This window comes from Cytobacillus oceanisediminis (assembly GCF_003182355.1).
GTDB lineage: Bacteria > Bacillota > Bacilli > Bacillales > Cytobacillaceae > Cytobacillus > Cytobacillus oceanisediminis_A.
Map to the genome: position 1 here is coordinate 37648 of NZ_QGTW01000013.1, position 24330 is coordinate 61977.

The following is a 24330-nucleotide window of genomic DNA, read 5'->3' on the forward strand; positions in this document are numbered from 1 at the left end:
AGGGGGACTTGAAATTGCTCAAGTCCCCCTTTTTATGATGGTTATCCTAATCTCATGCATGTGCACCAACTGCAGCTTTACCATGCAGCTGATAGTAAAAGCCCTCCTGCTTGAGAAGCGATTCATGCGTACCTTCTTCGATAATGCGCCCCTCTTCAAGTACAAAAATTTTATCTGCATTTTGAATGGTGTTTAAGCGATGGGCAATGACGAAGCTGGTCCGGCCCTTCATCAGTTCCTGCAGGGCATCCTGGATTTTTAGTTCTGTCACAGTATCAATACTGCTTGTTGCCTCATCCAGAATCAAAATGCCAGGGTTAGCGAGGAACGCCCTGGCAATAGATAACAGCTGTTTTTGCCCCTGGCTGATGCCGCTTCCGTCCTGGCTTAAAACGGTGTCGTATTGCTGGGGAAGCTTCATGATGAACGAATGGGCATTGGCGAGCTTTGCTGCTTTCACCAATTCTTCATCTGAAGCTTCAAGCCTTCCGTAGCGGATATTTTCACGGACCGTACCCCGGAATAGAAAGGAGTCCTGTAAGACGAAGCCCATATTCTTCCTCAGGCTTTCTTTTTTCACGAGGGAGATATCCTGTCCGTCTATTAAAATGATTCCTGTATCCCGCTCATAAAAGCGGGACAGTAAATTGATCATGGTTGTTTTCCCTGCTCCGGTCGGACCTACGAAAGCAGCCGTCTGTCCGGCTTTCACATGGAGGTTAACATTCCTTACCGTATTGCCATCCTCTTCATATGAAAATGAAACATTGCAGAACTCGACTTCTCCTTTAACGTGTGCAAGCTCCTTAAGATCCTTTTCATTCTTAAACTCTTCCTCTTCATCCATAATGTCAAATACCCGCTCAGCTCCGGCAATCGCAGACAGCAGCGTGTTAAACTGGTTTGCCAGGTCATTCAGCGGACGGGTAAATTGACGGGAATACTCGGTAAATATGACAATGACACCAATCGAGATCATTCCGTTTAGAGCAAAAATACCACCTATCCCAGCAATTATGGCAAAGCTAAGGTTATTCAGAACATTCATTAGCTTCGGAATAAACCCTGAATAGGTCTGCGCCCAAAATCCTGCCCTCCTAAGCTTTTCCCCTTTCTCATGGAATTCGGCAATAACTTTCTTTTCCTGTGAAAACGTTTTAATGATTCGTTGCCCTGATATCGTTTCTTCAATAAAACCATTTAGCTCGCCCAGATTTTTTTGCTGCTCCTTGAATAGTTTTCCTGTCCTTTTTGTAATCCATTTCATGCCAAGAAACATTAATGGCACAATAATGAGCGTGATCAGCGTCAACAGCGGACTCAGCCACAGCATCACAGAAATCGTGCCAATTAGGGTAAGCAAACTGGAGAACACCTGGATAACTGAGCTATTCAAGGTAGAGCTGACATTCTCGATATCATTGGTAACCCTGCTCATTAATTCTCCTTGCTGCCGTTTATCAAAGAAAGGAATCGGCAGCTTATGCAAATGCCTGAAAAGCCTTGTTCTCATCGTAAAAACAGTCTCTTGGGCAATGCCGATCATCCAATAGTTCTGGAACCAGAGTGAAAGCGAGTGAAACACATAGATCACTGCCAGACCTGCCAGCAAGGTAATAAAACCATCCCTATTTCGTGTGACAATATATTCATCAATGGCCACCCCCACTAAAAATGGACCTAGCAAAGCCAATGCGGAACTGATGAGCACCATGAGAAGAACTAGGAACAACAAGCTTTTATTATAGGAAAGAAAGGACCAAATTCGCTTTAAAGTCACACCTATATTTTTTGATTTCGCCTTTTTCCCTGGTGAAACCTTTTCATCAAGCTGGAGAGGAATTTTTTTATATTGGAATGGTCTTTTCAGATGTTTAAGCATAGTTTCTATTCCCCTCTCCTGATTGGGATTGGAAAATCCGTTTGTATAAACCGGATGTTTTTAGCAGGCTGTCATGATCACCTTCAGCCAGCAGCTTTCCATCCTCCAGAAGCAAAATCCGGTCCGCTTCAATAGCGGTGCTGATTTTCTGGGTGATAATCAATGTCGTGCAAGTATACTCCTTTAGAGTGCCCAGCAGCCTTGCTTCTGTTTTCATATCCAACGCGCTCGTGCTGTCATCGAGCAGCAAAATTTTTGGCATTCTCACAAGAGCCCGTGCAATCGACAATCTTTGTTTTTGCCCCCCGGATAGATTAACACCCTTTTGCCCCACTCTTGTATCATATTGCTGAGGAAGCTTCATAATGGTTTCATGAATTTGTGCATTTACAGCTGCTGCAGTAATTTCCTCCATAGTAGCATCTTCCTTGCCCCATGAAATGTTTTCTTTCACACTTCCTGTAAAAAGCAAGGCTTCCTGCGGAACGAAACCGACCTTCCTGCGGAGGTTCTCCATTTTCATCTCGCGGACATCATGCCCATCAATTTTAACTTTTCCTTCTGTTACATCATAAAGTCGGGGAATGAGCTGGAATAAAGAGGTCTTGCCCGCTCCCGTGGCACCGAGGATGGCGACCGTTTCGCCCGGATTTATTTTAAAGCTGATATCGTCGAGAACCGTTTCGGCCGTTCCCGGATATTGAAATGAGACATTTGTAAATTCAATTTTTCCTTCATTGACTGTTAAATCCTTTCGGGAGTCCAAAAGATCCGCTAAATCAACCTCTGTTTCCAATACCTCAGTGACACGATTTGCAGAGGCACGGGCCCTTGAAAAGGCCATTATAATCCAGGAAAAGATGGAAAAAGCAGCCGTTATCCTTGTTGCATAGTTGACAATTGCGACTACCTCTCCCACCTTCACATCCCCTGTATTGACCTGGATGCTCCCAAACCATAGTACACCCAGAATGCAAAGGTTCATAATTAGAAGAAGCACCGGCATGGTTACTTCCATTAGCCGCAATGCTTTGACTGTTCCATCTCTAAGATCCTCATTGGTTCCTGTAAAGCGTTTCACCTCATGGTTTCTGCGGACAAAGGCTTTTATTAAACGAATTCCCGACAAATTTTCCTGCATAACACTATTTACCGCATCCAGTTTTTCCTGAACCTCTTTAAACATTGCCCCCCCTTTGCCCATCACCCAAAACAGGAAAAGAAATAGAAAAGGTGAAACAACCGATAAAATGAGTGCCAGTTTTACATCCACTACAAATGCCATCCCAAGACCGCCGATAATTAATAGTGGCGCTCTCATCATAATTCTGAGACTCATGAACACTGTATTTTGCAGCTGTGTAATATCATTTGTCATTCTTGTAATCAGAGAAGAAGTGGGGAAGCGATTAAAATTGGCAAAAGAAAAAGATTGCACTTTTTCATATAAACTTTTTCTCACATCAAAACCGAAGCTTTGGCTAACATGGGCAGCATAGAAGGAATTGATTACGCCTGCTGCAAAAGCTGCAAATGAAGCTCCGACCATGATTCCTCCCCATTTCATAACCTCCTGAAGGTCATTTTGCATAATTCCATTATCTATAATTTTTGCCATTAGCAAAGGCTGAATAAGCTCAACCACGAGCTCTGTCAGCATTAGCATAAGAGCAACACCCACCGCGATCCGGTACGGTTTTAAGTATGATAAAATCCTCGCCATTCCTAGTCCCCCAAGCTGTAATTGCAAATTATAATATATGTATAAAAAGGCATCAGAAATCCTTCGATAAACTAAATATTATAACGCTATAAATATAATATCCCTTTTTACAAAATTTTTAAATAATTTGCCTGTAAAAAAATTAGAAAAGGGCAGGCGCCCTTAAACATCATGTGTGAAAAGCCCAATTCAAACAGTCTATTAAAGCAAAAAATTGATCTAATTATAAAAAGCTTTGTTAACTTACCTGTTGATTTCCGCTCCATGCACTCAGAAGAACCGCGGGCGGTACAGGAGCCTCCTCAAGAACTATACCTGCGGGGTCTCCCTTTGACTCGCGCCTCCCGCTGCAATCAACAGGGTGCTACTATCAACATTTATCTTAAATAGACCCTAATAAAAAAAAACGCCTGGATGATTCCAAGCGTCAATTTTCCTTGTATAGGGGTGCAATTAGATCAATCCGGTTTGTCCATATTCCCCCGGAATAGCCAGCAGGAAGACGTCCCAAATCTGCAGGTTTATCAAAGCCTTCAGACCAGCCGCCGTCGCCTGCAACTACGATGACATTTGTGCCTGCTTTATCCATACGGTTTAAAAACTTATTAGGCCAGCCCCACATCCATTTTGCATAAGCTTCAGGGACATGCAGCTGCGTTTCTTCACAGGAATTAGGAATATATCCTGTCCAGCCAGCTGCCAGATAGGGCAAAAGACAACTCTTTAGGGTTGCCTTTGACATCACCCGCATGCCAGGCATTTTCTCCTTAAGCGCAGCAATAGGTTCATCTCCCCCATATACCGTTATTTCCTGCAGCCGGCTTTCCGGGAACTTTGAAAGATATTCAGCAAGCTGTTTTCCTTCACTCGGATCATTGCTTTTAATATGAATTAAAAAGTTGCCTTCCGGAAAATGCTCCATTACATCATCAAGCGAAGGCATAAGTCGGGTTCCTTTTCCGCGAAACGGAAAAGTTTTTCCCTTATCAGCTGTATAGCCGTATCCAATGTCGAGCTGTTTCAGTTCTTCCATTGTATGTTCCCTGACAACTCCCTGGCCATCTGTCCTGCATTCCAGCGTCCAATCATGAAAAACAGCAAACTGGCCATCCTTTGTCAGCTGGATATCCAATTCCACTACATTAGCCCCAGCTTCAAAAGCCGCCTCCATAGATGGAATGGTATTTTCTATAAAAGGATGTTCAGGCTCATAAATTCGCTCTGCCGTACACGTATCTCCGGTTATTCCTTCCATATTAAAGGTCTGTGCCATCCCTCTATGCGCCATCAGCAAAGGTTTCTCTTCCCTTTCTTTTGTAAACAGAGAGCTATTATTGGCAAACATAAACACTGCAAGGATTAGTAAAAACAAGAGCAGTCTTTTAAAAAACTTTTTGATCTTTTTCATCCGGTCCTCCAAATGGTGTCTCTTATATCATTATCGAACCGATTTTACCACAATTTCATCTTTGTAAATACAAAAGACCAAATCAATCGATTTGGCCATCATAATATATTAACTCGATTTCCGTCCCAGATAGGCCTCCATGATTCTTGGATCATTCAACAGCTCCCGGGAACTTCCTTCTGCTACGATTTTTCCGGTTTCCAGCACATATCCATAATCAGATATGCGCAGAGCCTGTCTTGCATTCTGCTCTACCAGGAGAACTGTTGTCCCAGCTTCATTAATTTCTTTTATAATTTTAAAAATATCAGCCACGATCAGCGGTGCCAATCCCATTGATGGTTCGTCAAGGAGAAGAAGCTTCGGCTTGCTGAGGATTGCTCTGGCAATGGCGAGCATTTGCTGCTGGCCGCCAGATAAAGTCCCACCCAGCTGTTTCTGCCTTTCTTCAAGAATCGGGAATCTTTCCATTACATTTTTAATATCCCGGTCAATCTCATTATCCTTTCGGTGGTATGCCCCCATTTCAAGGTTTTCGAGCACTGTCATCCCTGAGAGGATCTGCCGGCCCTCCGGAACAAGAGCAATTCCTTTTCTCAGCAGCTGATCAGGCCGCAGCCCCTTTACTTCCTCACCTTGAAATTCAATGCTGCCCTGCTGCGGTTTCAGAAGCCCAGATATAGTCTTCATGGTCGTTGTTTTCCCGGCTCCGTTTGCTCCAAGAATTGTGACAATGCTTCCTTCTTCCACCTCAAGACCAATGTTCTTAAGCACCTGGATTTTACCATAAAAGGCGGAAATGCCGTTTACTTTAAGCATACATATCTTCCTCCTCGCTGCCGAGATAGGCTTCGATGACATCAGGGTTATTCTGAATGTCGGCCGGTGTTCCTTCTGCAATCTTCTTGCCGAAGTTAAGTACCGCAATCCGGTCGCATAATTTCATCACAAGAGGCATATCATGCTCAATCAGCAGCACAGTAATCCCCTGCTCCTGAATTTTTTTAATAAGGTGAAAAAGTTCGCTTGTTTCTGTTTCGTTCATTCCGGCTGCCGGCTCATCAAGAAGAAGAAGCTGCGGACTACTGGCCAAGGCTCTGGCTATTTCTAGTCTTCTTTGCTGGCCGTATGCCAGGCTGTCCGAGACAATATCCGCATATCCTCCCAAACCAACAAATTCAAGCAATTCATTTGCTTTGCGGCGGATTCTTTCCTCTTCCTTGCGCTGGTTTTTTGTCCGAAAGACACTGCTGAATACCCCTGCTTTACTCCGGCAATGCTCCCCTACCATTACGTTTTCCTCAGCTGTCATTTGCGGAAATAGACGAATGTTCTGGAATGTCCGGCAAATGCCTTTTTTCGTAATGAGATGGGGCTTCAGGCCATTTATGTTATCTGCGTTAAATATAATTTCCCCGGAAGTCGGTGTAAACATCGATGTAATTAAATTGAACATCGTTGTTTTGCCTGCTCCATTGGGTCCAATCAGTCCAAAGATTTCTCCCTTATTTATAGAAAATGAGACATCAGACAGAGCACTCAGCCCGCCAAAGTTTTTACATGCTTTTTTGACTTGAAGTACCATGCTTTTGCCCCCTCTTTGACGTTTTCAGCTTAATCCAGTTTAAAAAATTTACATCAATAAGTCCCTGAGGACGGACAGCCATCATAATAATGATGATTAAACCGTAAATCATATAGCGGTATTCGCTGATAAAACGAAGCACTTCTGGCATAACGGTCAAGAATAGCGCCCCAAATACTGGTCCCCAAATGACTTCACTGCCGCCAAAGACAGCAAAAATTAAAATTTCGACTGCACGGTGATAGGCAAAATCGGCCGGGCTTATGTAAGCTAGCACGTGTGCAAACAAAGTGCCGGCAAAGCCTGCTACCAATGCTCCCTGTGCAAAAGCAAGTACTTTATAATAGGTTATGTTGATTCCCATTGACTCCGCTGCCTTTTCATCAAGCTTTATTGCAGCAAAAGCCCGTCCGACACGGGATCGGTTTTGCCTTCTAAAAAACATGACAATGCTGATGGTAATTACTAATAAGAGAAGGAAAATAGTTAAGAAAACAAACTGGTTATTTTGCAGGCCAAGCACCTTCGGATCAAAACCAAAGCCTTTTAGTGTATTCAGGATTTCACGTCCCATATGCGGTATGCCTGATAAACCAACAGCACCCTTTGTCAGCGACTCCCAGTTTACAAAAATAACACGAATTACTTCTCCAAATCCAAGGGTAACAATCGCCAGATAAACTCCTTGAAGCCTTAAAGTTGGAATTCCGATAATAATTCCGAACAAACCCGCCATTAAGGTACCTGCCAGTATTCCCACAATAATCGGAAGGTCAAAATTCAGCGTTAAAAGTGCGGAAGTATATGCTCCGATCCCCATAAACCCTGCATTGGCAAGCGACAGCTGTCCCGTTGATAGTGTAATATAAATGCTTACCCCTAGAATAATGTTGATTAGTATAAAGGAAGCAACCTGTAAGTGATATGGATTAATTAATTCTGCAAGCATGGATTCACCTTCTTACGCTGAGATTTTTTGGCCAAACAACCCTTGAGGCCTAATGAGTAGTATGACGATTATAGCCACAAAAGCTATTGCATCCTTGTAGCCGGAATTGCCGTAAACTACAACGAAAGTCTCCGCCAATCCAAGGATCAGCCCGCCTGCCATTGCGCCTTTGACATTTCCCATTCCTCCGAGAATGATAATGGCAAGCCCTTTTAGCCCTATGGATAATCCCATCTGCGGCGTAACAGAGTTAAAAGCCATTCCGACTAGGATGCCGGCAATTCCTCCCATAGCCGATGCAATGATAACGGTCATCGTAATTGTTCTTTTTACATCAACGCCAAGAAGGCTTGCAGTTTCCAAATTTTCCGCTGTTGCCCTTAAAGCCTTGCCTGCTTTTGTTTTGCCAAGCCAAAAAGAAAGAGCGTACATTAGGAGTACAGAAATGACAAAAATGACAATCTGCACGAGGTATATGGTTATCGATCCGATCTGAAAATTAATTTCAGCGAATGAAGCCCGGAATGGATGATTGCCTGGACCAAAAAGATGATGGGACAGATTCTCCAGTAATATTGAAACACCGATTGTACTGATTAATGGCGCTAAATGTGAAACACCTTGTTTACTTCGCAGCGGTCTTAGAGCAAAACGTTCAAGCATATACCCCATTACAGCAGTAACCAAAATGGCTGCCAGGAAAGCGAGCCAAAGCGGCCCTTTGAAGGTAGCTGTCACAACCACGCCGATAAAGGCGCCAAACATAAAGATCTCTCCGTGCGCCATGTTAATAATGCCAAGCACCCCGAAGACTAGTGTAAACCCAAGCGCAACGATGGCATAAATACTGCCAAGGGTTATTCCGTTTATTAATTGTTCAATTAACACGGCTATCCACCTACTAACATTTTTTATATGAAGCTTGCAGTCTTAATTTTTGGCTTTGTTAAACTTGGTGTTGAATTCCGCAGCAAGCACTTAGCGAACCGCGGGCTTCCGGTGCTTCACGGCGTTCTGCGCCTGCAGGGTCTCCCTAGGTACACCTTTCCCGCTGGACATTGAATAAGCATCCTCGAATAAAACACTGTACGAAGAAAATACATATGCATTTTCGAGGATCTCGTGCCTTCCGCTCCAATCAACACGTGTTAAATCAACATTTAGCTTTAACAGAGCTTAAGCTTTAAAAGTAAAGCTCAGGCACTATTGGGCGCCAGAGCTTTACTAAGGGTTACCTTTATTATTCAAAAACCTTGAAAGATCCATCTTCTATCACCAAGACAGTTGGATCCATCACGACATCCCCTTCTTCATCAAAAGAGAACTCACCAAGGATTCCATTAAAGCCCTGGACTTCAGCCAATGCGTCCCGAAGAGCATCACGGTCAGCCTCACCCGCATTTTTCAATGCTTCTGCCATAATATAAAGCGCATCATATGCCTGGGCTGCAAATTGGTCTGGCTTTTTGCTGTATTCTTCTTCATATTTGCTGACAAAATCCTGAACCTTCTCATCTTCTTTTTCACCGTACCAAGGCGTTGCTACAATAAGCCCATTTGCCGCATCACCTGCGATGTTGATTACCTCGGGTGAGTTAAAACCGTTTCCGCCTACGAAAGGAACGTCTATACCCATTTTACGGGCTTGGTCCATAATGACTGCACCTTCGTTATAAAGAGCAGAAGCCAAAATCAGATCTGGATTTAAGCCCTTAATTTTTGTTAACTGTGCATTATAGTCGGACTGTCCTTTTTGAAAAGTTTCAATCGTCAATATTTCCAGGCCCTTTTTTTCTGCAGCCTTTTTCATCGTATCAAAGCCCGATTTTGTAAATACATCATCATTTCCATATAGGATTGCAACTTTTTTAGCATCATATTTTTCAATCGCTTTGTCGATTGCAGCCGGAATGGCCAATGCTTCAGGAAGCGAATTACGGAATACATAATCTCCTATTTGCGGGATGCCTTCTGCTGTAGTCGATGTTCCCATGATTGGGACACCGTTTAGATCTGCCTCCGGGCCGACTACATTCATTTCTGTGCTTAAGGTAGGTCCGATAATGCCTGTAACATTCTCGGAATTCATTAATTTTTGAGCTGCTGTCAAAGCTTGATCCTGCTTGCCGGCTGAATCTTCAATAACAAGGTTTATCTCTACCTCACCTTTGCTATTAATCTCCTCCTGCGCAAGTTTTAAGCCGTTTGTGATCGCTTCCCCATAGGCTGCTCCAGGTCCGCTGATATAGGAAATAACTCCTATATCTGCTTTGACTGCTCCTCCGCCGCTTTCCCCCTCTTTGTCTCCTGCAGTCTGGCTGCCGCCGCATGCAGACAGAACCAGCAAACTGGACAAGGCTGTAAATTGGGCAAATTTCTTCAACTGTTTTTTCATCTTCCAACCCCCGTGTTTTCAGAAATAAATAAATATTCGAAACTATATTACTATTTAAATACAAATGCTTGTCAATGTAAATAATAATATGGAAACTTTTCTTACATATTATTTTTGTAACTAAATTGGAAATCTCGCAGTGTGGAAAATCTCACCTTCAATTGTCTTCTATCAACAAAATATGAGGGAAATCTTTGTTTTTCTGGAACATTGCCGGCACTTGTCACAGAATTGTAAGATTAATCTAAAGATATAACCAACTGGAGGTGCTTTGAATGGAAGCGATTACAAGGGACTTTTTCCTTTACTTATCTAAGAATGGATTTTTAAACAAAATTGCCCAAAACAAAGGCGGAAGTTTTGCAGCAGGAAAATTAATTGGCGGTGTGGATTTTAAAAGCAGCGTGCGCTTTATAAGGGACTTGAATAATCAAGGACTTTCCGTAACTGTTGACCATTTGGGTGAATTCGTTGATTCGGTTGAGGTTGCGAATGAACGGACAGAGGAATGTATCTCTACTATTGAGATGATCAGCAGAGAAGGTTTGGATTCGCAAGTATCCCTTAAAATGACTTCCCTTGGCCTGGATATTGATCATGATCTTGTCGTAACAAATATGACCAGGATTCTGGATACAGCTGAAAAGCACAACATTATGGTTACAATTGATATGGAGGATGTTCCCCGCTGCCAGGCGACCATAGACTTGTTTAAGCAGTTTAAAGAGAAATACAGCTGTGTTAGTACGGTTCTTCAGGCATACTTATATCGCACTGAAAAAGACTTGCAGGATCTTGGCAAGTATCAGCCTTTTTTGCGGCTTGTAAAGGGAGCTTACAAAGAGTCACCTGAACACGCCTTCCCTGAAAAGAAGGATGTGGACGAGAACTATAAAAAGCTGATTGAACAAAGCCTGCTGAATGGAAATTATACGGCGATAGCTTCCCATGATGACCAAATCATCGAGTATACAAAAGAGCTAGCAAAGAAGCATAACATTCCAAACGATCGCTTTGAATTTCAAATGCTTTACGGCATGAGAAACAAAACACAGCTGGAACTCGCGAAGCAAGGATACAGAATGCGTGTTTATGTACCTTATGGAATGGACTGGTACGGCTATTTCATGAGACGGATGGCTGAACGCCCAGCGAATATTGCCTTTGCTTTTAAAGGTATTTTCAAAGGATAATACACTAGAAATTATTTTTCTTTCAAAATATTAAAATCCGGCTATAATAAAAACAAAATACTATTTTGATACAATATAAATGGAAGATTTCCTAAGTAATGAGAAAGCAGAGCAGAACGCTTTCTCACAGCTTATTTTATCTAAATATTTACAAAATTAAAGAATGCTTCTATCAAAGGGGGGTTATGTATGGATTATGCTTTGCTTATATCCATTACCATCTATATGATCGGGATGCTTTGGATTGGCTATTACGCCTATAAACGAACTTCCAATCTATCAGACTACATGCTTGGCGGAAGAACGCTTGGTCCTGCCGTTACCGCTTTAAGTGCTGGTGCATCCGATATGAGCGGCTGGCTGCTAATGGGGCTTCCAGGTGCCATGTATGCCACAGGCTTAAGTTCATCCTGGATTGTTATCGGATTAACGCTCGGAGCATGGGCTAACTGGCTGTATGTTGCTCCAAGGCTGCGCACTTATACGGAAGTTGCCAATGACTCTATCACCATTCCTGGATATTTGGAAAACCGCTTTGGCGATACGTCCAAGATCCTTCGCCTGATTTCAGGATTAGTTATTATGATTTTCTTCACATTCTATGTTTCATCAGGCATGGTTTCCGGAGGCGTATTATTCCAAAGCACATTTGGTCTAGAGTACCACACAGGTTTATGGATTATCACAGGTGTAGTTGTTGCTTATACTCTGTTTGGCGGATTCCTTGCGGTTAGCTGGACAGACTTTGTTCAAGGGTTGATCATGTTTGTTGCACTGATTCTCGTACCATTAGTAACATTGTTCCATGTAGGCGGATTCGGCCCGGCTATTGATACAGCCAGATCTATTGACCCTGCATTGCTTGATATTTTCACAGGGACAAGCCTGCTTGGCATCATCTCCCTGTTTGCCTGGGGTCTTGGCTACTTCGGACAGCCGCATATTATTGTCCGCTTTATGGCAATCAGTTCTGTAAAGGAAATCAAGAAAGCCACCCGCATCGGGATGGGCTGGATGATTTTCTCAAGCATTGGAGCAATGCTGACAGGTTTCATCGGCATTGCCTATGTTGCGGATACCGGGATAAGCCTTGAAGATTCAGAAACTATTTTCATCTTATTGGGAGATGTCCTATTCCATCCGGTTATTACAGGATTCTTAATAGCAGCGATCCTTGCTGCTATCATGAGCACGATTTCTTCCCAGCTGCTTGTGACTTCGAGTTCACTTACAGAGGACTTGTACAAAACGTTCTTCCGCCGTTCAGCATCAGACAAAGAGCTTGTCACGATTGGGAGACTATCTGTATTGCTTGTATCGATCGTAGCATTGGTTATTTCATGGGAGAAAAACGAAACGATTCTTAATCTAGTAGGCTATGCATGGGCAGGATTCGGAGCCTCTTTCGGACCGCTAATCATTCTTAGCCTTTACTGGAAGCGCATGACTAGATGGGGAGCTTTAGCAGGAATGGTTGTTGGGGCAAGCACCGTTATAATTTGGTCAAGCGCAGGCTTATCCGGAATCCTGTATGAAATGATTCCGGGCTTTGCTGCCAGCCTCATTGCGATCATAGTGGTAAGCCTTCTAACAGCAAAACCTTCAACAGAAATAGAAAAACAATTTGACGACTTTGAGAAATCATTTAAATAACCTTTCATGCAGGACTGGGCCAGAACGGCCCGGTCCTTTTATTTTCGACATAATTCGGGTGGTACCTGGTACTGATTTTCTCTATAATAAAAACAGTAATACTTAGGAGGTAGCCGAATGAGCCAGCCGCTGGAGAAGATCCTTAATATATCAGATATAGACGAAATAACGGAAATGGTCAGTACCTTTTTAAAGAAGCCTGTCGTCATCGAGGATGAGCAGTTTTCGCTGCTGGCCTACAGTTCATATTATATTGAGCATTTTGATCTGGCCAATCAGCAGACGATTTTTTCCAAAAGGTGGCCTATTCCCATCTTAGAAAAGTTTATGGATGAAGGCATTGTCGATCAGCTGAAAACCATTCCTGAGCCATTCCGCATTAAAAGGATGGAAGATATCGGGCTAAACCAGCGTGTGGTCGTTAGCGCTAAATACAAGGATCAGATTTTGGGTTATATTTGGGTTCAAGAAACGGATGGATTGCTATCGGACAATGAAATGAAGTTTTTGCTTGAAATCTCTTTTCATATTGGCAAGCTTCTTTACCAGAAAAACCTGTTAAAGCTGCGCAAAGATGAGGAGAAACATCAATTTTACAGAAAGATCATAGACCGGACATACCAAACGGAAGACCAGATCAAATGGGAAGCAGCCAATGTGAAAATCATCCTTCCGGAGGCATTCATCATTAATGTATTCACAGTCGCCCAGGCAGATGAAGAAATTTTTGCCGAGCTGACCGAAACAGTGCGCCTGTTTGCGAACGCACTCAGCCATCCGGCTCATATTTTTACAAACCAGCTGGAGATTATTGTGATGATTGGCAGCAGTTCTCCAGCGCCGGGCAGCCTATCAGAAGATGCACATGAATTAACCAACACAGTCCTCAGCCAATTTAAGCAGCAAGCAGTGTATGCGGGAATCGGCGGTGAATATGCATCCATCCTTAAACTGCGGAAAAGCTATGCAGAGGCGCGGGAGGTCATTAAAGCCGCCAAATTTATCGGCTCGCCTGAAGAATTGCCATATGAATATAAAAAACTGTGGGTCTTCCGGTATTTGGAGCCCATTGCACAGCATAACAGCAAGACGAATTACGTTAATGAAGACCTTTTGAAGCTTCAGAAAAAAGACCATGAAAGCCAGACCAATTTACTGAAAACACTTGAAGTTTATTTATTAAATAACTGCCGTCTCAAGCCTACAGCGGAACAGCTCTTCATTCACTCAAACACATTAAAATACCGGATGAAGCAAATTACAGATCTAACTTCCATCGATTTTGACGATTTTAATACAAGATGCCAGCTATATATCGATTTACAGTTGCTCAAGCGTAAAAAATAAAGCTGATTCCTTGAATGGAGTCTGCTTTTATTTTGCTTTTATTGGGAACTGCTTTTTCATATGGCCGCTGATATTAAAATTATTACCTCCCTCTAAACTTCCCCGGATTTTCCACCCTGACAGATAAGAATTCTCCGCTGTTTAAACAAAAACGATATATTTTGCAGAAGCCTATTGTTCAAAGTTTATTGTCATAAAGTATGTTCCCTCTGCGAATTCTGTACTTTTGTATTTGAGTCATTCATTTTTAACATCACCGCAACTCCTTCAATTTTAAATACCTTCCGCAGCATAAAAGCCCAAAAAAATGCTTGCCCCTTTTCGGGGATCAGGCATTTTAATTTTCTTCATTTTCAGGCTTGAACAAAAAATACGAAATAGCACCTGATAAAACCGCTGCACCGGCTGCTATCAATATTCTGATCGTCATGTCTATTTGCTGATAATCCTTGTTAAGCATCCACATAGCGGCAGCTGCTACAAGAATCATGATGGGAATCACTATAAGCTTTCTATTTTTCAAGATTTCTTACTTCCTTTCATTGCACTTCAGTAAGGCGGGTTAGTCTACATTCTATTATATAAAAAATGAGAGCAAATGGATAATTACACACCTTTATTGCAACCCCTTCCAATTGTCATAATTATTAAACCTTATTTTTTTGGCCGCATTCCCTTTACAAAGGGTGTTTATGGGCTTTATAATCCCGTTGTTCCACTTTTTACGAAAAGCGAAAAAAATGTTAGAAAAGGAGGTTGCGGCGATGCGACAAAAAATACTTTCCTTTTTATTGATAAATCTAGGAGCATTCCTTGTTTCAATAAATGTCCATTTTTTCTTGTCTCCCAATAATTTAGCAACAGGAGGAGTCAGTGGATTGTCGATTATCATGAATGATTTGTTCCCAGGGATCTCGATCGGAATGTTCATGATTCTTGTCAATATTGTACTGTTTTTGGTCGGATTTATTTTTCTCGGCTCAGGCTTTGGTGCTAAGACCATTTATGCAAGCTTTGCCCTTTCATTTTATGTATGGGCTCTTGAAAAATACGCCCCAATCAGCCAGCCGCTTAGCGATGATATTCTTATTCAGCTGATTATCGGCCAATGCATCGCCGCAACTGGGATGGCAATTGTCTTTAACCAGCAGGCATCCACGGGCGGAACTGACATTATTGCTATGATTTTTAATAAATACTTAAACATTGAAGTAGGCCGGGGTGTGCTTCTGGCGGATTTATCGATTGCTCTATCCTCCGCCATCCTATTCGGGCCGCAAGTCGGCATGTATGCGTTCTTTGGTGTCATCATAAATGGATTTGTCATTGATTATGCACTTCAGCAATTTAATTCAAATAAAGAAATCGTCATCATCAGCCGCCACAGCGATGAAATTAAAACCTATATTGTCCATGAGTTAGGCAAAGGTGCAACCATCCATACTGCTACTGGAGCCTTCACCTCAGACCAAAAAGAAGTGATTACGACCATCCTTGGCCGCAAAGATTTTACAAGGCTGAAAGGCTACATCACACAGGTTGATAATAAAGCATTTATCACCGTCCATACTATGAATGAAATCCTCGGACAAAATTTCAAACGATTAGCTTGACTATATAAAGAAGCCTCATCCACCATGGATGAGGCTTTTTCTTCTTTTGCCATTCCCTAAAAATTACTCCCCTCCGGGAGTAAAAGTCCTTTTCGCCAGTTCATTTTCAAGCATAAAAAATGCATTGCTGTCATCATCAATCCTTTTTAGCTTCTGAATCAAGCTATCAAATAAGGCTTCTTCCTCGACCTGCTCTTCAATGAACCATTTTAAAAAGGTCATGGTCGCATGCTCCCTCTCATCAAGGGCGATATCTGACAAGTTGTAAATTCGGCTGGTAACTTCCTTTTCATGAGCCAGCCCTTTTTCAAACACATCCAGGACAGAGTTAAAGTCATTATTGACAGACGGAAACCCTTCAACGGTCACCCGTGCCCCAATATCATTTAAGAAATTGTAAAACTTCATGGCATGGAATCGTTCTTCTTCTGCCTGGACTAAGAAAAAGTTTGCAAACCCATCCAGATTTTCAGCGGAACAATATGCTGCCATAGCTAAATAAGCATGGGCTGAATAATACTCATAATTCATTTGGCTGTTCAATTCTTTGATTAGTTTATCGCTCAACACCGCAATTCCTCCTATAATTCTTTCTTTTATTACTATTCCCTATGAGGATTGAATCAAGCGTAAAATCTGTACCAAATTATTAATAGCTTTTTTTCGTTCTTTTCAGTATCCAAAATTGTGGAGTTATTATAAAAAAACACTTATGTGATCAGCAAGTTCAGGGATGCTTTTGAACAAGTTGAATCGTCGGGATAATTAACCATGATTAATAATGAAATGGTATAGAAAAAAAAAGGCATAGTGCAGCTTCTAATGGGGCTGCGTTATTGTTTTAACCCTTTTGGTTTTAAAATAACCCTTTGTGGAAAAAGGGTAGAAAAGGAGGCGTTTATATGAAAGTGGTCGTTATCGGTGCCAATGGAGATGTTGGCGAACATGTAGTCAGGAAGCTGGCAGAGAAAAACATAGAATCTCTTGCAGTTGTCGCCAATGAAAATCAAATTGAAGATTTGAAAAAGCTGGGTGCGGCTAATGCAGTGGTATATGACGAACAAAATCTTTTATCTCACCTTCAGTCATCAGATGCTGTCATTTACTTAACAGGTGTCAATCCAAAAAAGCATACAAGCAAAACCGTCATGGTTGACCATCAATCTGTTTCGGATACGATCCAATTAGCACACAAATCAGGTGTTAAGCGATTTGTGATGATGAGCGCAGTAAAAGCGGAAGAGAGTGAGAATGACCAATCCCGGACGATTGCTGCCAAAGATTTGCCTGAGGATATGCTGAAGGGTGCCAATTTTATTTATACAGTCGTACGCCCTGGCCAATTAACAGATAAACCAGGTACAAAAATGGTACATGCAACCAGCAAAATACATGATAGGTCAGCAGAAATCCCCCGCGAGGATGCAGCCGAGGTTCTTGTTGAATCTTTAGAAAACGAAGCAGTTTTTAATAAAACGATTGAAGTATCCTCAGGTGATACCCCTATCCATGACGCACTAAACTTATTTTAATCGAAGGAGGACCATATGAGCTTAACAGATTATCTAGTCATTGCACTATTTATATTTATTGCACTTGTCATTTTAATACCAGTCTTCCTTTTTACCTATTGGTATATAAAAGATGACAGGCAAAAACAGCATTCTATACTCAGAAACTTTCCGGTTATCGGGAAGGTACGGTATATTACAGAAAAAATCGGGCCAGAATTAAGGCAATATTTGTTTAATAACGATACAGAAGGCAAGCCTTTCTCCAGGAAAGAGTATCAGGACGTCGTGAAAGCGGGAAAGTATAAAGAAAGACTAATAGGATTCGGATCAATAAGGGATTTTGATGATGAAGGCTTTTATATTCGGAATACATTGTTTCCAAAGCTGGTCGATGAAATGAAGGTTGATAACACCAATAAAATTAAAACACGTGTTTATAAAGTTGATGGGGACAACTTGTTTTCAAGAAAGGAACATAGTGAAGAAAAACTGGCAGATCCTTTTTATTTGCGTGATGAAGATGCAGTCGTCCTGGGTGAAACCACCTGCAGACATCCATTCAGAGTCAAGGGGCTTGTCGGACAATCGGCCATGAGCTATGGTTCCCTTGGCGAAAAAGCCATCACTGCCTTATCAAAAGGCCTTGGCCTAGCGGGGGGCACCTGGATGAACACCGGTGAAGGCGGTCTTTCCCAATATCATTTGGCAGGAAGTCCGGATATCATTATGCAAATTGGGCCGGACATGTTTGGCGTACGAAAACCAAACGGAGAATTCTCATGGGAAGAATTTAAAAAGAAAAGTGAAATCCCTGAGGTAAAAGCTTTTGAATTAAAGCTCGCCCAGGGTGCAAAAACCCGCGGGGGACATGTTGAAGGCGAAAAGGTTACTGAAGAGATTGCCAGTATTCGCCTTGTTGAAGTCGGAAAAACGATTAACAGTCCAAACCGTTTCTATGAATTTGATGATGCCCCTTCTATGTTTGATTTTATTGAAGAACTGCGTAGCGTAGGCGGCAAGCCGGTTGGGATGAAGATCGTAGTTGGTGACCTTGATGCACTCGAAAAGATGATTTCATATATGAAGGAAAGCGGCAAAGGCCCTGATTTTATTACAGTCGATGGAGGTGAAGGCGGTACAGGTGCAACCTATCAGGAGCTCGCAGACAGTGTTGGTCTTCCAATCCAATCCGCTCTGACTGTGGTAGACGAAATGTTGAGACAGTATGAAGTTCGAGACCGTGTAAAAATCATCGCCTCCGGAAAACTAATTACACCTGATAAAATTGCAATCGCTCTTGCAATGGGTGCAGACCTCGTCAATATCGCCCGAGGCTTTATGATCAGCGTTGGATGCATCATGGCGCAGGTTTGCCATACAAATCACTGTCCTGCAGGAGTAGCTACTACCGACAAAAAGCTCCAGGACGGATTGATTGTCGAGGAAAAACATTATCGAGTCTGCAACTACGTTATCTCTCTAAGGGAAGGGCTTTACAATCTTGCCGCCGCAGCCGGAATTGAGGACCCTACCTTATTCGAAAGGAAGCATATAGTCCATAAAGATAAATTTGGCAGAGTCTCTCCACTCGAGGAAATTCTGCAGGCAGCAAAAAGAACACAAAAGCAAAAGGAAGGCTGAAGAAGAAAAAGACCTGGTCCCAATTGGGATTAGGTTTTTTCTCTTTATTCAATACTTTTTCCACATAAGGAAATGACAGAAATTGAAGTTTCAACAATTTACTGGCTCCCTTCTTCCATTCAACAATCACCCCCGCACCCATCTGTTGTCCGTCCCAGTGATGGCCAATCTTTTGTTTTGCACATCCCTGACACTGGTACTTTTTAAAATAATCTTCTACTTCCAAATAAATTTGCTTTATTGATTCTCATAGGAAACTTCTCTGGAATTATCAAAGTACAGATCAGCTATCTGTTTTTTTGTATGTAATGGATTCATTTTAATTCCACTTGTGAACAATTTGTGGACACTTCCCAATTGTATCTTTACTTTCCTTTTTTGCGGTAAAACTAAGTTTACAAAAAGGAGGAGCATATTGTGGAATTATCCTGGATGACTTTTATTATGATTATATTAGCAAGCTACCGCTTAACTCATTTAATTGTTTTCGATAAAATAACAGAGCCCATCAGGAACCTTTTTTTAGTGAAAAGAGAAACACCTTTCCACCAAATTAAGAAAGTACCAAAGTCTATGTTCGGATATTTGCTGACATGCTATTGGTGCACTGGTATGTGGTCAGCTATCCTGCTCGGATCTTTATACATCCTTCTCCCGTCATTTGGAAGGTATCTAATTTTTATTCTTGCTATTGCCGGCGGGCAAGCCATACTGGAATCATTTGTTGGCGTTAATATTAAAAAGACAGAATTATATGCTGCTAAACTCAAGAAAGAGAATACTTAAACCAATTAGTAAGGAAATTGCCATAGAGGCTTTTGTGACTGTCCTGGGGAAACTTTTAATAAGAAATAAGATTTACCATCTGCCCCTTTTTCTTACATAAAAACAGGACTATTGTGGGATTTTGTCGTTTTAAATCGAATTCCCCCTGCAATCAAGGTATAATTTAGATTGGAAAAAATAGATACATAGAAAATGCTTTATATAGGGGAGGATTTTTATGATGGGATGGGTAATAGCCATTTTGTTTGGTTCAGCAGTTGTGCTGCTCATTTTATCGTTTTTTAAAACGACGCAATCCAAATCAAATCTTGAGCAACAAATTGATCAGGTTACTTTTTCATTAAAGAATGAAATCCACGAGCTGCAGCAGCAGATCAGGAATATCGAATTAGATGCAGAAATTACAGCCCACCAGTCCGGCTCAATGAAAGGATCATCGGAAGATCGCTTATTGCTTCGGGAGATTCTTGACCTACATAAGCGCGGGTATTCCTTTGAGAGCATTGCCTTAAAAAAACAGCTTACACCTAATGAGGTGGAACGGATGCTTTTACCTTATTTATCGAAAAGAGCTGAAAGGAGCATGGTTGTACAATGACACCTAATTCCTTGCGCAGTTTTGCAGCAGGCCTTTTAGCGGCTGCCATTTTGACTGGCGGTGCCTACTTTTTTGGTCCTTCTGAAGCAAAAAGTACAGAGAAACCGGAGGATAAAACAGAAAAAGCGGCTAAACAGAAAATGCTAACTGACAAAGAAATGATCGATCTGCTGTCTTCTAAAGGCTATGTGATAAATACAGAAGATGAGTGGAGCAAGCAGCTGGCTGCAGCTGCAAAAACCAATGAAAAAAAGGAAGAAAAAACGGAAGAGAAATCAAATAAGGAAACCGGCGAGAAGGTTGTCTATCGTACCATCTTGACAGTCTCGATGGGAATGACAAGCATCGATGTAGGAAATGCCTTAGAGCGTGCCAACATTATCGAAAGCGGAGTCCAGTTTTACAAAGATGTTGAAAAACGCGGCTTGGCGAACGAACTGCGGCCTGGAACATTTGAAGTGGAAAGCGGAATGACAACAGACGAAATCATTTCGGTTATTTTTAAGTAGTTTTATTAGGAAAAGCTCCTTTTATGCAATAAAAGGAGCTTTTTTCTATGGTTTAATCCTGAAAGATGAACGAAAGCCATTTATGTGTGCATAGCCCCGATTTATATGCGGATAAAAAATTTTATGTGTGAATAGACCCGATTTATGTGCGGATAAAAAATTTTATGTGCGGATAGACCAGATTTATGTGCGGATAAAAATCTGACGACTCCTTCACAATTTAAAATTTTTATCTTATGGTTCTGCTTAAGCCTGCCTACTCCTCCAAAAATCCGCGAATCACTTCAACAAGCTCAGCCGGCGCTTCATACATGCTCATATGCCCTGCACCTTTAATGGTCACCTGCTTGATGTTCGGCCCCACGACCGTAAAAGACTTCTCCGGCGGGACGATCTGGTCTTTTTCACCAGCGACAATTAATACCGGAAGCTTCGTATTTTTTAGAACGTGATTTCGGTCCGGCCTCTGTTTCATCGCTTTTAAAGCGGCCTTTGCACCTTCCGGATTAGTGCCATAACCAATCTCTTTTGCCTGTTGAAGTTCTTCGGGCTGCTTTTCTCCTGGCGCAAAAAGATTGGGAACAAGTCCATCAACAAAGGCTTTAATTCCTTCTGAATCGATTTTCCCAGCTGCCACTTCCCTGCCCTTCTTCCCTTCTTCAGAATCCGGGTTGGCTGTTGAATGGACGAGTAAGAACTGTTTCAGCTTGTCCTCATAAGCTTCAGCCAAAGCAAGTGTTACATAGCCCCCCAGCGAGTGGCCAATGAGAGACACTTTTTCCAATCCCAGCTCCAAAACAGCACTTTGAATCATTTCTGCCATCGCTTCAACTGAAACATATCCCTTAGGGAGACCAGAACCTCCGTGTCCGGGAAGGTCGACCGCAATTACTCGGTATTTCTCTGCCAGTCCAGGAACCACCTTCTGCCAATAATCCTTGCTTCCGCAGAATCCGTGAATCAAAACAATTGGTTCTCCCTGGCCTTCATCGTAGTAAGATATTGCTGTTCCATTAACTTCTACACGTTTAGCATCCATTCAAAACACCCACCTTATTTTGCTAGTACATCCTGGTATTCACTTTTTCGATCAAATACAGCTTTCGCGTATGAGCAAACCGGAACAATCTTATAGCCCTTATCGCGCGCCTCCTGTACAACGCTTTCTACTAGCTTTCCTGCAATTCCCTGACCCCGCAGCGAATCACTCACATACGTATGGTCAATCGTTACCTGAGACTCACCGCTGGGTACAAAAGTAATTTCAGCTGCCATATTCCCTTCTTCATCATTTACAAAAAAGCGGTTCTCTTCTTTTTGAATTTCTGCACTCATTTAATTTTCCTCCTTAATGGGTATCCGAAGCTCAACTGCTAATTCTAATATGTCCTTATGCCTGTATATTAACATATTAATTGGAAAATTTATCTTCCTGCATTATTGTGTTACTTTAAAAATTTCCCTCTTTTCTGACGCCCCTAAACATGGTCGCTCAAATTTTCTTTTCCCCTATACTTTTATCAGAATATTCATTATAATAGTTCGAATAGCGTAATATTTTCGTTTCCCTTTTGGGCTCTATTTCTACATAGCGGGGTGAAAAAAATGTTTCCTGTAAAAATAAATAAACATACAGTTTTAATACTGGGCATCATATTTGTTGCTTTTAACCTAAGACCTGGCATAACTGCTGTTGGCCCGCTGATTAGTTCAATCAGGGATGATATTGGAATCTCAAACGGACTCGCTGGCCTGCTCACGACCCTTCCTTTGCTGGCTTTTGCCCTTCTTTCTCCTTTTGCGCCAAAAATTGCCCAAAGGTTTGGCAATGAAATGAGCATTCTGGGCGGACTCGTTGTACTGGGGACGGGAATACTCATCCGCTCTGCCATCTCTTTATTTGTAGGTACGGCTTTAATCGGTATGGGGATCGCGATATGCAATGTCCTTCTCCCTGGAATAGTAAAGGAACGTTTTGGAAAAGTGGGTTTACTGACAGGCGTTTACACATTTTCGATGGGACTGTGGGCAGGCCTTGCCCCTGGACTAAGTGTGCCTCTAGCAGAAAAATGGCAGATCGGCTGGTCCTGGTCACTGGGTGTTTGGATTATCTTGGTGGTAATAGCAGTTCTTATCTGGATTCCACAGCTTAAACCAATAAAAGAGAACACCCCCAAGCAAAGGGTTGCCTCATCCAATTCTTCACTCTGGCAGTCCGGAATCGCCTGGCAGGTCACCCTTTTTATGGGCCTGCAATCACTAGTTTATTTCTCGTTTATCACTTGGCTGCCGGAGATTCTTACTGATCGGGGATTTAATATCACAACAGCAGGCTGGATGGTCACACTGCTGCAATTTTCAGGTCTGCCTGCCAATTTTATTATCCCTGTTCTCGCAGACCGGCTTCCAAACCAAAAAGCGATAGCTGTTGGAATTGGGGCCTTTTGTACTGCTGGTATAACAGGACTTCTACTAAATATGAATTCCTTTGTAATCATAGTGAGTATTATACTAATCGGCATTGCTTTAGGTGCGGCCATCAGCCATTCATTAACATTGATCGGTTTGCGTGCGGCCAATGCTAAGCAGGCTGCCGACTTATCAGGCATGGCTCAATCGGTAGGTTATTTGCTTGCTGCCCTTGGCCCGTTTTTGATCGGTAATATATACGATTTCTTTCATAATTGGACACTTCCATTAATCCTGCTAATATTGGTTACAATTGTTTTCACATTGGCCGGAGTCGGTGCAGGGAGAAATCGATATGTACTGGAAACATCTTTTATAGGTAGAAAGAAATCCCCTTCTACGATTATATAGAGGGGATTTTTCCTTCTTCCTAAATCTTTACAGCCTTTATGGAGTCCTTCATTGTGCTATGGTAATGAATGCTATTACTTTTCAAATGCACATTCTGCACCTGCTTCTAATAAAATTTCCTCTATTTCTTTAAATCCTTTTCTTCTAGCAAGCTCAATCGGAGTCACTCCATATTGATCTGCCAGTTCAGTATCGGCACCGTTTTCAAGCAATAGTTTAATAATGGCCTGCTGCCTTGGGCCGCCATTATTCAATACGATGGCTTCAATCAGGGGTGTCCAGCCGCAATAATTTGTATGATTTACGTTAATATCCGTTGAGGTTAAAAGCTCCCTGACCACCTCGATATGCCCCCTTTCACTTGCCGGAGTAATTCCCACACCGCCAAATCGGGTTACAAGATTTAAATCAGCGCCTGCATTAATCATTAATCTTACTAGCTTTAAATCTCCATAAATGCAGCCATATAAAAATGGATTTAAACAAGTTTGGTCTTGCCGATTAATATCTGCACCTGCATCGGCTAGATACTTTACGACATCATAATGTTTATTCATTGCAGCCAGCAATATGGCAGTCCGCTTCTTTTTATCCTGCAAGTTAATATCTGTGCCCAGCTCAAGGAATTTTTTCAAACTCTCTAGATCGCCTGTTCTCGCTGCATCAAAAAATATTTTGTATTCATTCGTCTTAATCATAATAGAGCCTCCCGAA

General features: G+C 42.0%; 23 protein-coding genes. 10 read left to right on the forward strand and 13 right to left on the reverse strand.

Annotated features, from left to right (window positions below; all coding sequences use genetic code 11):
- Nucleotides 1–52: 52 nt before the first annotated feature.
- The 8 genes from DFO73_RS20960 to DFO73_RS20995 form a co-directional block, all read right to left on the reverse strand.
- Entirely contained in the window at nucleotides 53–1882 is a 1830-nt protein-coding gene (locus DFO73_RS20960; RefSeq protein ID WP_110066643.1) for an ABC transporter ATP-binding protein, read from the reverse strand.
- Nucleotides 1875–3605: an ABC transporter ATP-binding protein gene (locus DFO73_RS20965; protein ID WP_110066644.1), complete on the reverse strand. Its 1731-nt coding sequence runs from the start codon at nucleotides 3603–3605 to the stop codon at nucleotides 1875–1877. Before DFO73_RS20965 ends, DFO73_RS20960 begins: the two co-directional genes overlap by 8 nt.
- A gap of 427 nt (nucleotides 3606–4032) precedes the next feature.
- Nucleotides 4033–5013 (reverse strand): glycerophosphodiester phosphodiesterase family protein, encoded by a 981-nt coding sequence (locus tag DFO73_RS20970; RefSeq protein ID WP_110066645.1) that lies wholly within the window; start codon nucleotides 5011–5013, stop codon nucleotides 4033–4035.
- 108 nt (nucleotides 5014–5121) lie between these two features.
- Nucleotides 5122–5832 carry an ABC transporter ATP-binding protein gene (locus tag DFO73_RS20975; RefSeq protein ID WP_110066646.1) on the reverse strand — a complete coding sequence of 237 codons (711 nt, stop codon included), beginning with the start codon at nucleotides 5830–5832 and terminating at the stop codon, nucleotides 5122–5124.
- Entirely contained in the window at nucleotides 5825–6598 is a 774-nt protein-coding gene (locus DFO73_RS20980) for an ABC transporter ATP-binding protein (RefSeq protein WP_110066647.1), read from the reverse strand. Before DFO73_RS20980 ends, DFO73_RS20975 begins: the two co-directional genes overlap by 8 nt.
- Nucleotides 6570–7547, reverse strand: coding sequence for a branched-chain amino acid ABC transporter permease (locus tag DFO73_RS20985; protein ID WP_110066648.1), 978 nt, complete (start codon nucleotides 7545–7547; stop codon nucleotides 6570–6572). The genes DFO73_RS20980 and DFO73_RS20985 overlap by 29 nt, the downstream gene beginning before the upstream one ends.
- A gap of 12 nt (nucleotides 7548–7559) precedes the next feature.
- Nucleotides 7560–8435: a branched-chain amino acid ABC transporter permease gene (locus DFO73_RS20990; RefSeq protein ID WP_110066649.1), complete on the reverse strand. Its 876-nt coding sequence runs from the start codon at nucleotides 8433–8435 to the stop codon at nucleotides 7560–7562.
- A gap of 352 nt (nucleotides 8436–8787) precedes the next feature.
- Nucleotides 8788–9942, reverse strand: coding sequence for an ABC transporter substrate-binding protein (locus tag DFO73_RS20995; protein ID WP_110066650.1), 1155 nt, complete (start codon nucleotides 9940–9942; stop codon nucleotides 8788–8790).
- 275 nt (nucleotides 9943–10217) lie between these two features.
- Between DFO73_RS20995 and DFO73_RS21000 the strand changes: the two genes are divergently transcribed.
- The 3 genes from DFO73_RS21000 (at nucleotide 10218) to DFO73_RS21010 (ending at nucleotide 14135) form a co-directional block, all read left to right on the forward strand.
- On the forward strand, nucleotides 10218–11135 hold the full coding sequence (locus DFO73_RS21000) for a proline dehydrogenase family protein (protein ID WP_110066651.1): 918 nt from the start codon (nucleotides 10218–10220) through the stop codon (nucleotides 11133–11135).
- 189 nt (nucleotides 11136–11324) lie between these two features.
- On the forward strand, nucleotides 11325–12788 hold the full coding sequence (gene putP / locus DFO73_RS21005) for a sodium/proline symporter PutP (RefSeq protein ID WP_110066652.1): 1464 nt from the start codon (nucleotides 11325–11327) through the stop codon (nucleotides 12786–12788).
- A gap of 117 nt (nucleotides 12789–12905) precedes the next feature.
- On the forward strand, nucleotides 12906–14135 hold the full coding sequence (locus DFO73_RS21010) for a PucR family transcriptional regulator (protein ID WP_110066653.1): 1230 nt from the start codon (nucleotides 12906–12908) through the stop codon (nucleotides 14133–14135).
- A gap of 337 nt (nucleotides 14136–14472) precedes the next feature.
- Here DFO73_RS21010 and DFO73_RS21015 read toward each other — a convergent pair whose 3' ends face one another.
- Nucleotides 14473–14658 carry a histidine kinase gene (locus DFO73_RS21015; RefSeq protein ID WP_110066654.1) on the reverse strand — a complete coding sequence of 62 codons (186 nt, stop codon included), beginning with the start codon at nucleotides 14656–14658 and terminating at the stop codon, nucleotides 14473–14475.
- Between the two features lie 241 nt (nucleotides 14659–14899).
- Here DFO73_RS21015 and DFO73_RS21020 point away from each other — a divergent pair, with 241 nt between their 5' ends.
- Nucleotides 14900–15748, forward strand: a complete 849-nt coding sequence (locus tag DFO73_RS21020) for a YitT family protein (protein WP_110066655.1) — start codon at nucleotides 14900–14902, stop codon at nucleotides 15746–15748.
- Nucleotides 15749–15811: 63 nt separating this feature from the next.
- Here the strand turns inward: DFO73_RS21020 and DFO73_RS21025 are convergent, their stop codons facing one another.
- Nucleotides 15812–16318, reverse strand: a complete 507-nt coding sequence (locus DFO73_RS21025; protein WP_110066656.1) for a ferritin — start codon at nucleotides 16316–16318, stop codon at nucleotides 15812–15814.
- Between the two features lie 332 nt (nucleotides 16319–16650).
- Here DFO73_RS21025 and DFO73_RS21030 point away from each other — a divergent pair, with 332 nt between their 5' ends.
- The 5 genes from DFO73_RS21030 (at nucleotide 16651) to DFO73_RS21050 (ending at nucleotide 20796) form a co-directional block, all read left to right on the forward strand.
- Nucleotides 16651–17280, forward strand: a complete 630-nt coding sequence (locus DFO73_RS21030; RefSeq protein WP_110066657.1) for an NAD(P)H-binding protein — start codon at nucleotides 16651–16653, stop codon at nucleotides 17278–17280.
- Nucleotides 17281–17295: 15 nt separating this feature from the next.
- Entirely contained in the window at nucleotides 17296–18903 is a 1608-nt protein-coding gene (locus DFO73_RS21035) for an FMN-binding glutamate synthase family protein (RefSeq protein ID WP_110066658.1), read from the forward strand.
- Between the two features lie 414 nt (nucleotides 18904–19317).
- Nucleotides 19318–19689 (forward strand): DUF1360 domain-containing protein, encoded by a 372-nt coding sequence (locus DFO73_RS21040; protein ID WP_181396085.1) that lies wholly within the window; start codon nucleotides 19318–19320, stop codon nucleotides 19687–19689.
- Between the two features lie 217 nt (nucleotides 19690–19906).
- Nucleotides 19907–20287: a hypothetical protein gene (locus DFO73_RS21045; protein ID WP_258309668.1), complete on the forward strand. Its 381-nt coding sequence runs from the start codon at nucleotides 19907–19909 to the stop codon at nucleotides 20285–20287.
- Nucleotides 20284–20796, forward strand: a complete 513-nt coding sequence (locus DFO73_RS21050; RefSeq protein WP_110066659.1) for a hypothetical protein — start codon at nucleotides 20284–20286, stop codon at nucleotides 20794–20796. The genes DFO73_RS21045 and DFO73_RS21050 overlap by 4 nt, the downstream gene beginning before the upstream one ends.
- Nucleotides 20797–21052: 256 nt before the next feature.
- On the opposite strand, the gene DFO73_RS21055 is transcribed toward DFO73_RS21050, so the two are convergent.
- Nucleotides 21053–21835 carry an alpha/beta fold hydrolase gene (locus DFO73_RS21055; RefSeq protein ID WP_110066660.1) on the reverse strand — a complete coding sequence of 261 codons (783 nt, stop codon included), beginning with the start codon at nucleotides 21833–21835 and terminating at the stop codon, nucleotides 21053–21055.
- Between the two features lie 14 nt (nucleotides 21836–21849).
- The gene (locus DFO73_RS21060; protein ID WP_110066661.1) at nucleotides 21850–22131 is read right to left on the reverse strand and encodes a GNAT family N-acetyltransferase; all 282 of its coding nucleotides are present in this window, start codon (nucleotides 22129–22131) and stop codon (nucleotides 21850–21852) included.
- A gap of 270 nt (nucleotides 22132–22401) precedes the next feature.
- Between DFO73_RS21060 and DFO73_RS21065 the strand changes: the two genes are divergently transcribed.
- Entirely contained in the window at nucleotides 22402–23616 is a 1215-nt protein-coding gene (locus DFO73_RS21065) for a CynX/NimT family MFS transporter (protein ID WP_110066662.1), read from the forward strand.
- A gap of 74 nt (nucleotides 23617–23690) precedes the next feature.
- On the opposite strand, the gene DFO73_RS21070 is transcribed toward DFO73_RS21065, so the two are convergent.
- Nucleotides 23691–24314, reverse strand: a complete 624-nt coding sequence (locus tag DFO73_RS21070; protein WP_110066663.1) for an ankyrin repeat domain-containing protein — start codon at nucleotides 24312–24314, stop codon at nucleotides 23691–23693.
- Between the last annotated feature and the right edge of the window lie 16 nt (nucleotides 24315–24330).

Excerpts from the sequence above, each read along its gene's own strand:
- DFO73_RS20970 (WP_110066645.1), bottom strand. The coding sequence starts at position 5,013 with ATGAAAAAGATCAAAAAGTTTTTTAAAAGACTGCTCTTGTTTTTACTA.
- DFO73_RS21045 (WP_258309668.1), top strand. The coding sequence starts at position 19,907 with ATGATGGGATGGGTAATAGCCATTTTGTTTGGTTCAGCAGTTGTGCTG.
- DFO73_RS20975 (WP_110066646.1), bottom strand. The coding sequence starts at position 5,832 with ATGCTTAAAGTAAACGGCATTTCCGCCTTTTATGGTAAAATCCAGGTG.
- DFO73_RS20960 (WP_110066643.1), bottom strand. The coding sequence starts at position 1,882 with ATGCTTAAACATCTGAAAAGACCATTCCAATATAAAAAAATTCCTCTC.
- DFO73_RS21050 (WP_110066659.1), top strand. The coding sequence starts at position 20,284 with ATGACACCTAATTCCTTGCGCAGTTTTGCAGCAGGCCTTTTAGCGGCT.
- DFO73_RS21030 (WP_110066657.1), top strand. The coding sequence starts at position 16,651 with ATGAAAGTGGTCGTTATCGGTGCCAATGGAGATGTTGGCGAACATGTA.
- DFO73_RS21060 (WP_110066661.1), bottom strand. The coding sequence starts at position 22,131 with ATGAGTGCAGAAATTCAAAAAGAAGAGAACCGCTTTTTTGTAAATGAT.
- DFO73_RS21065 (WP_110066662.1), top strand. The coding sequence starts at position 22,402 with ATGTTTCCTGTAAAAATAAATAAACATACAGTTTTAATACTGGGCATC.
- DFO73_RS20980 (WP_110066647.1), bottom strand. The coding sequence starts at position 6,598 with ATGGTACTTCAAGTCAAAAAAGCATGTAAAAACTTTGGCGGGCTGAGT.
- DFO73_RS20985 (WP_110066648.1), bottom strand. The coding sequence starts at position 7,547 with ATGCTTGCAGAATTAATTAATCCATATCACTTACAGGTTGCTTCCTTT.
- DFO73_RS21020 (WP_110066655.1), top strand. The coding sequence starts at position 14,900 with ATGCGACAAAAAATACTTTCCTTTTTATTGATAAATCTAGGAGCATTC.
- DFO73_RS21055 (WP_110066660.1), bottom strand. The coding sequence starts at position 21,835 with ATGGATGCTAAACGTGTAGAAGTTAATGGAACAGCAATATCTTACTAC.
- DFO73_RS21070 (WP_110066663.1), bottom strand. The coding sequence starts at position 24,314 with ATGATTAAGACGAATGAATACAAAATATTTTTTGATGCAGCGAGAACA.
- DFO73_RS20965 (WP_110066644.1), bottom strand. The coding sequence starts at position 3,605 with ATGGCGAGGATTTTATCATACTTAAAACCGTACCGGATCGCGGTGGGT.
- DFO73_RS21035 (WP_110066658.1), top strand. The coding sequence starts at position 17,296 with ATGAGCTTAACAGATTATCTAGTCATTGCACTATTTATATTTATTGCA.
- DFO73_RS21010 (WP_110066653.1), top strand. The coding sequence starts at position 12,906 with ATGAGCCAGCCGCTGGAGAAGATCCTTAATATATCAGATATAGACGAA.
- DFO73_RS21000 (WP_110066651.1), top strand. The coding sequence starts at position 10,218 with ATGGAAGCGATTACAAGGGACTTTTTCCTTTACTTATCTAAGAATGGA.
- putP (WP_110066652.1), top strand. The coding sequence starts at position 11,325 with ATGGATTATGCTTTGCTTATATCCATTACCATCTATATGATCGGGATG.
- DFO73_RS20995 (WP_110066650.1), bottom strand. The coding sequence starts at position 9,942 with ATGAAAAAACAGTTGAAGAAATTTGCCCAATTTACAGCCTTGTCCAGT.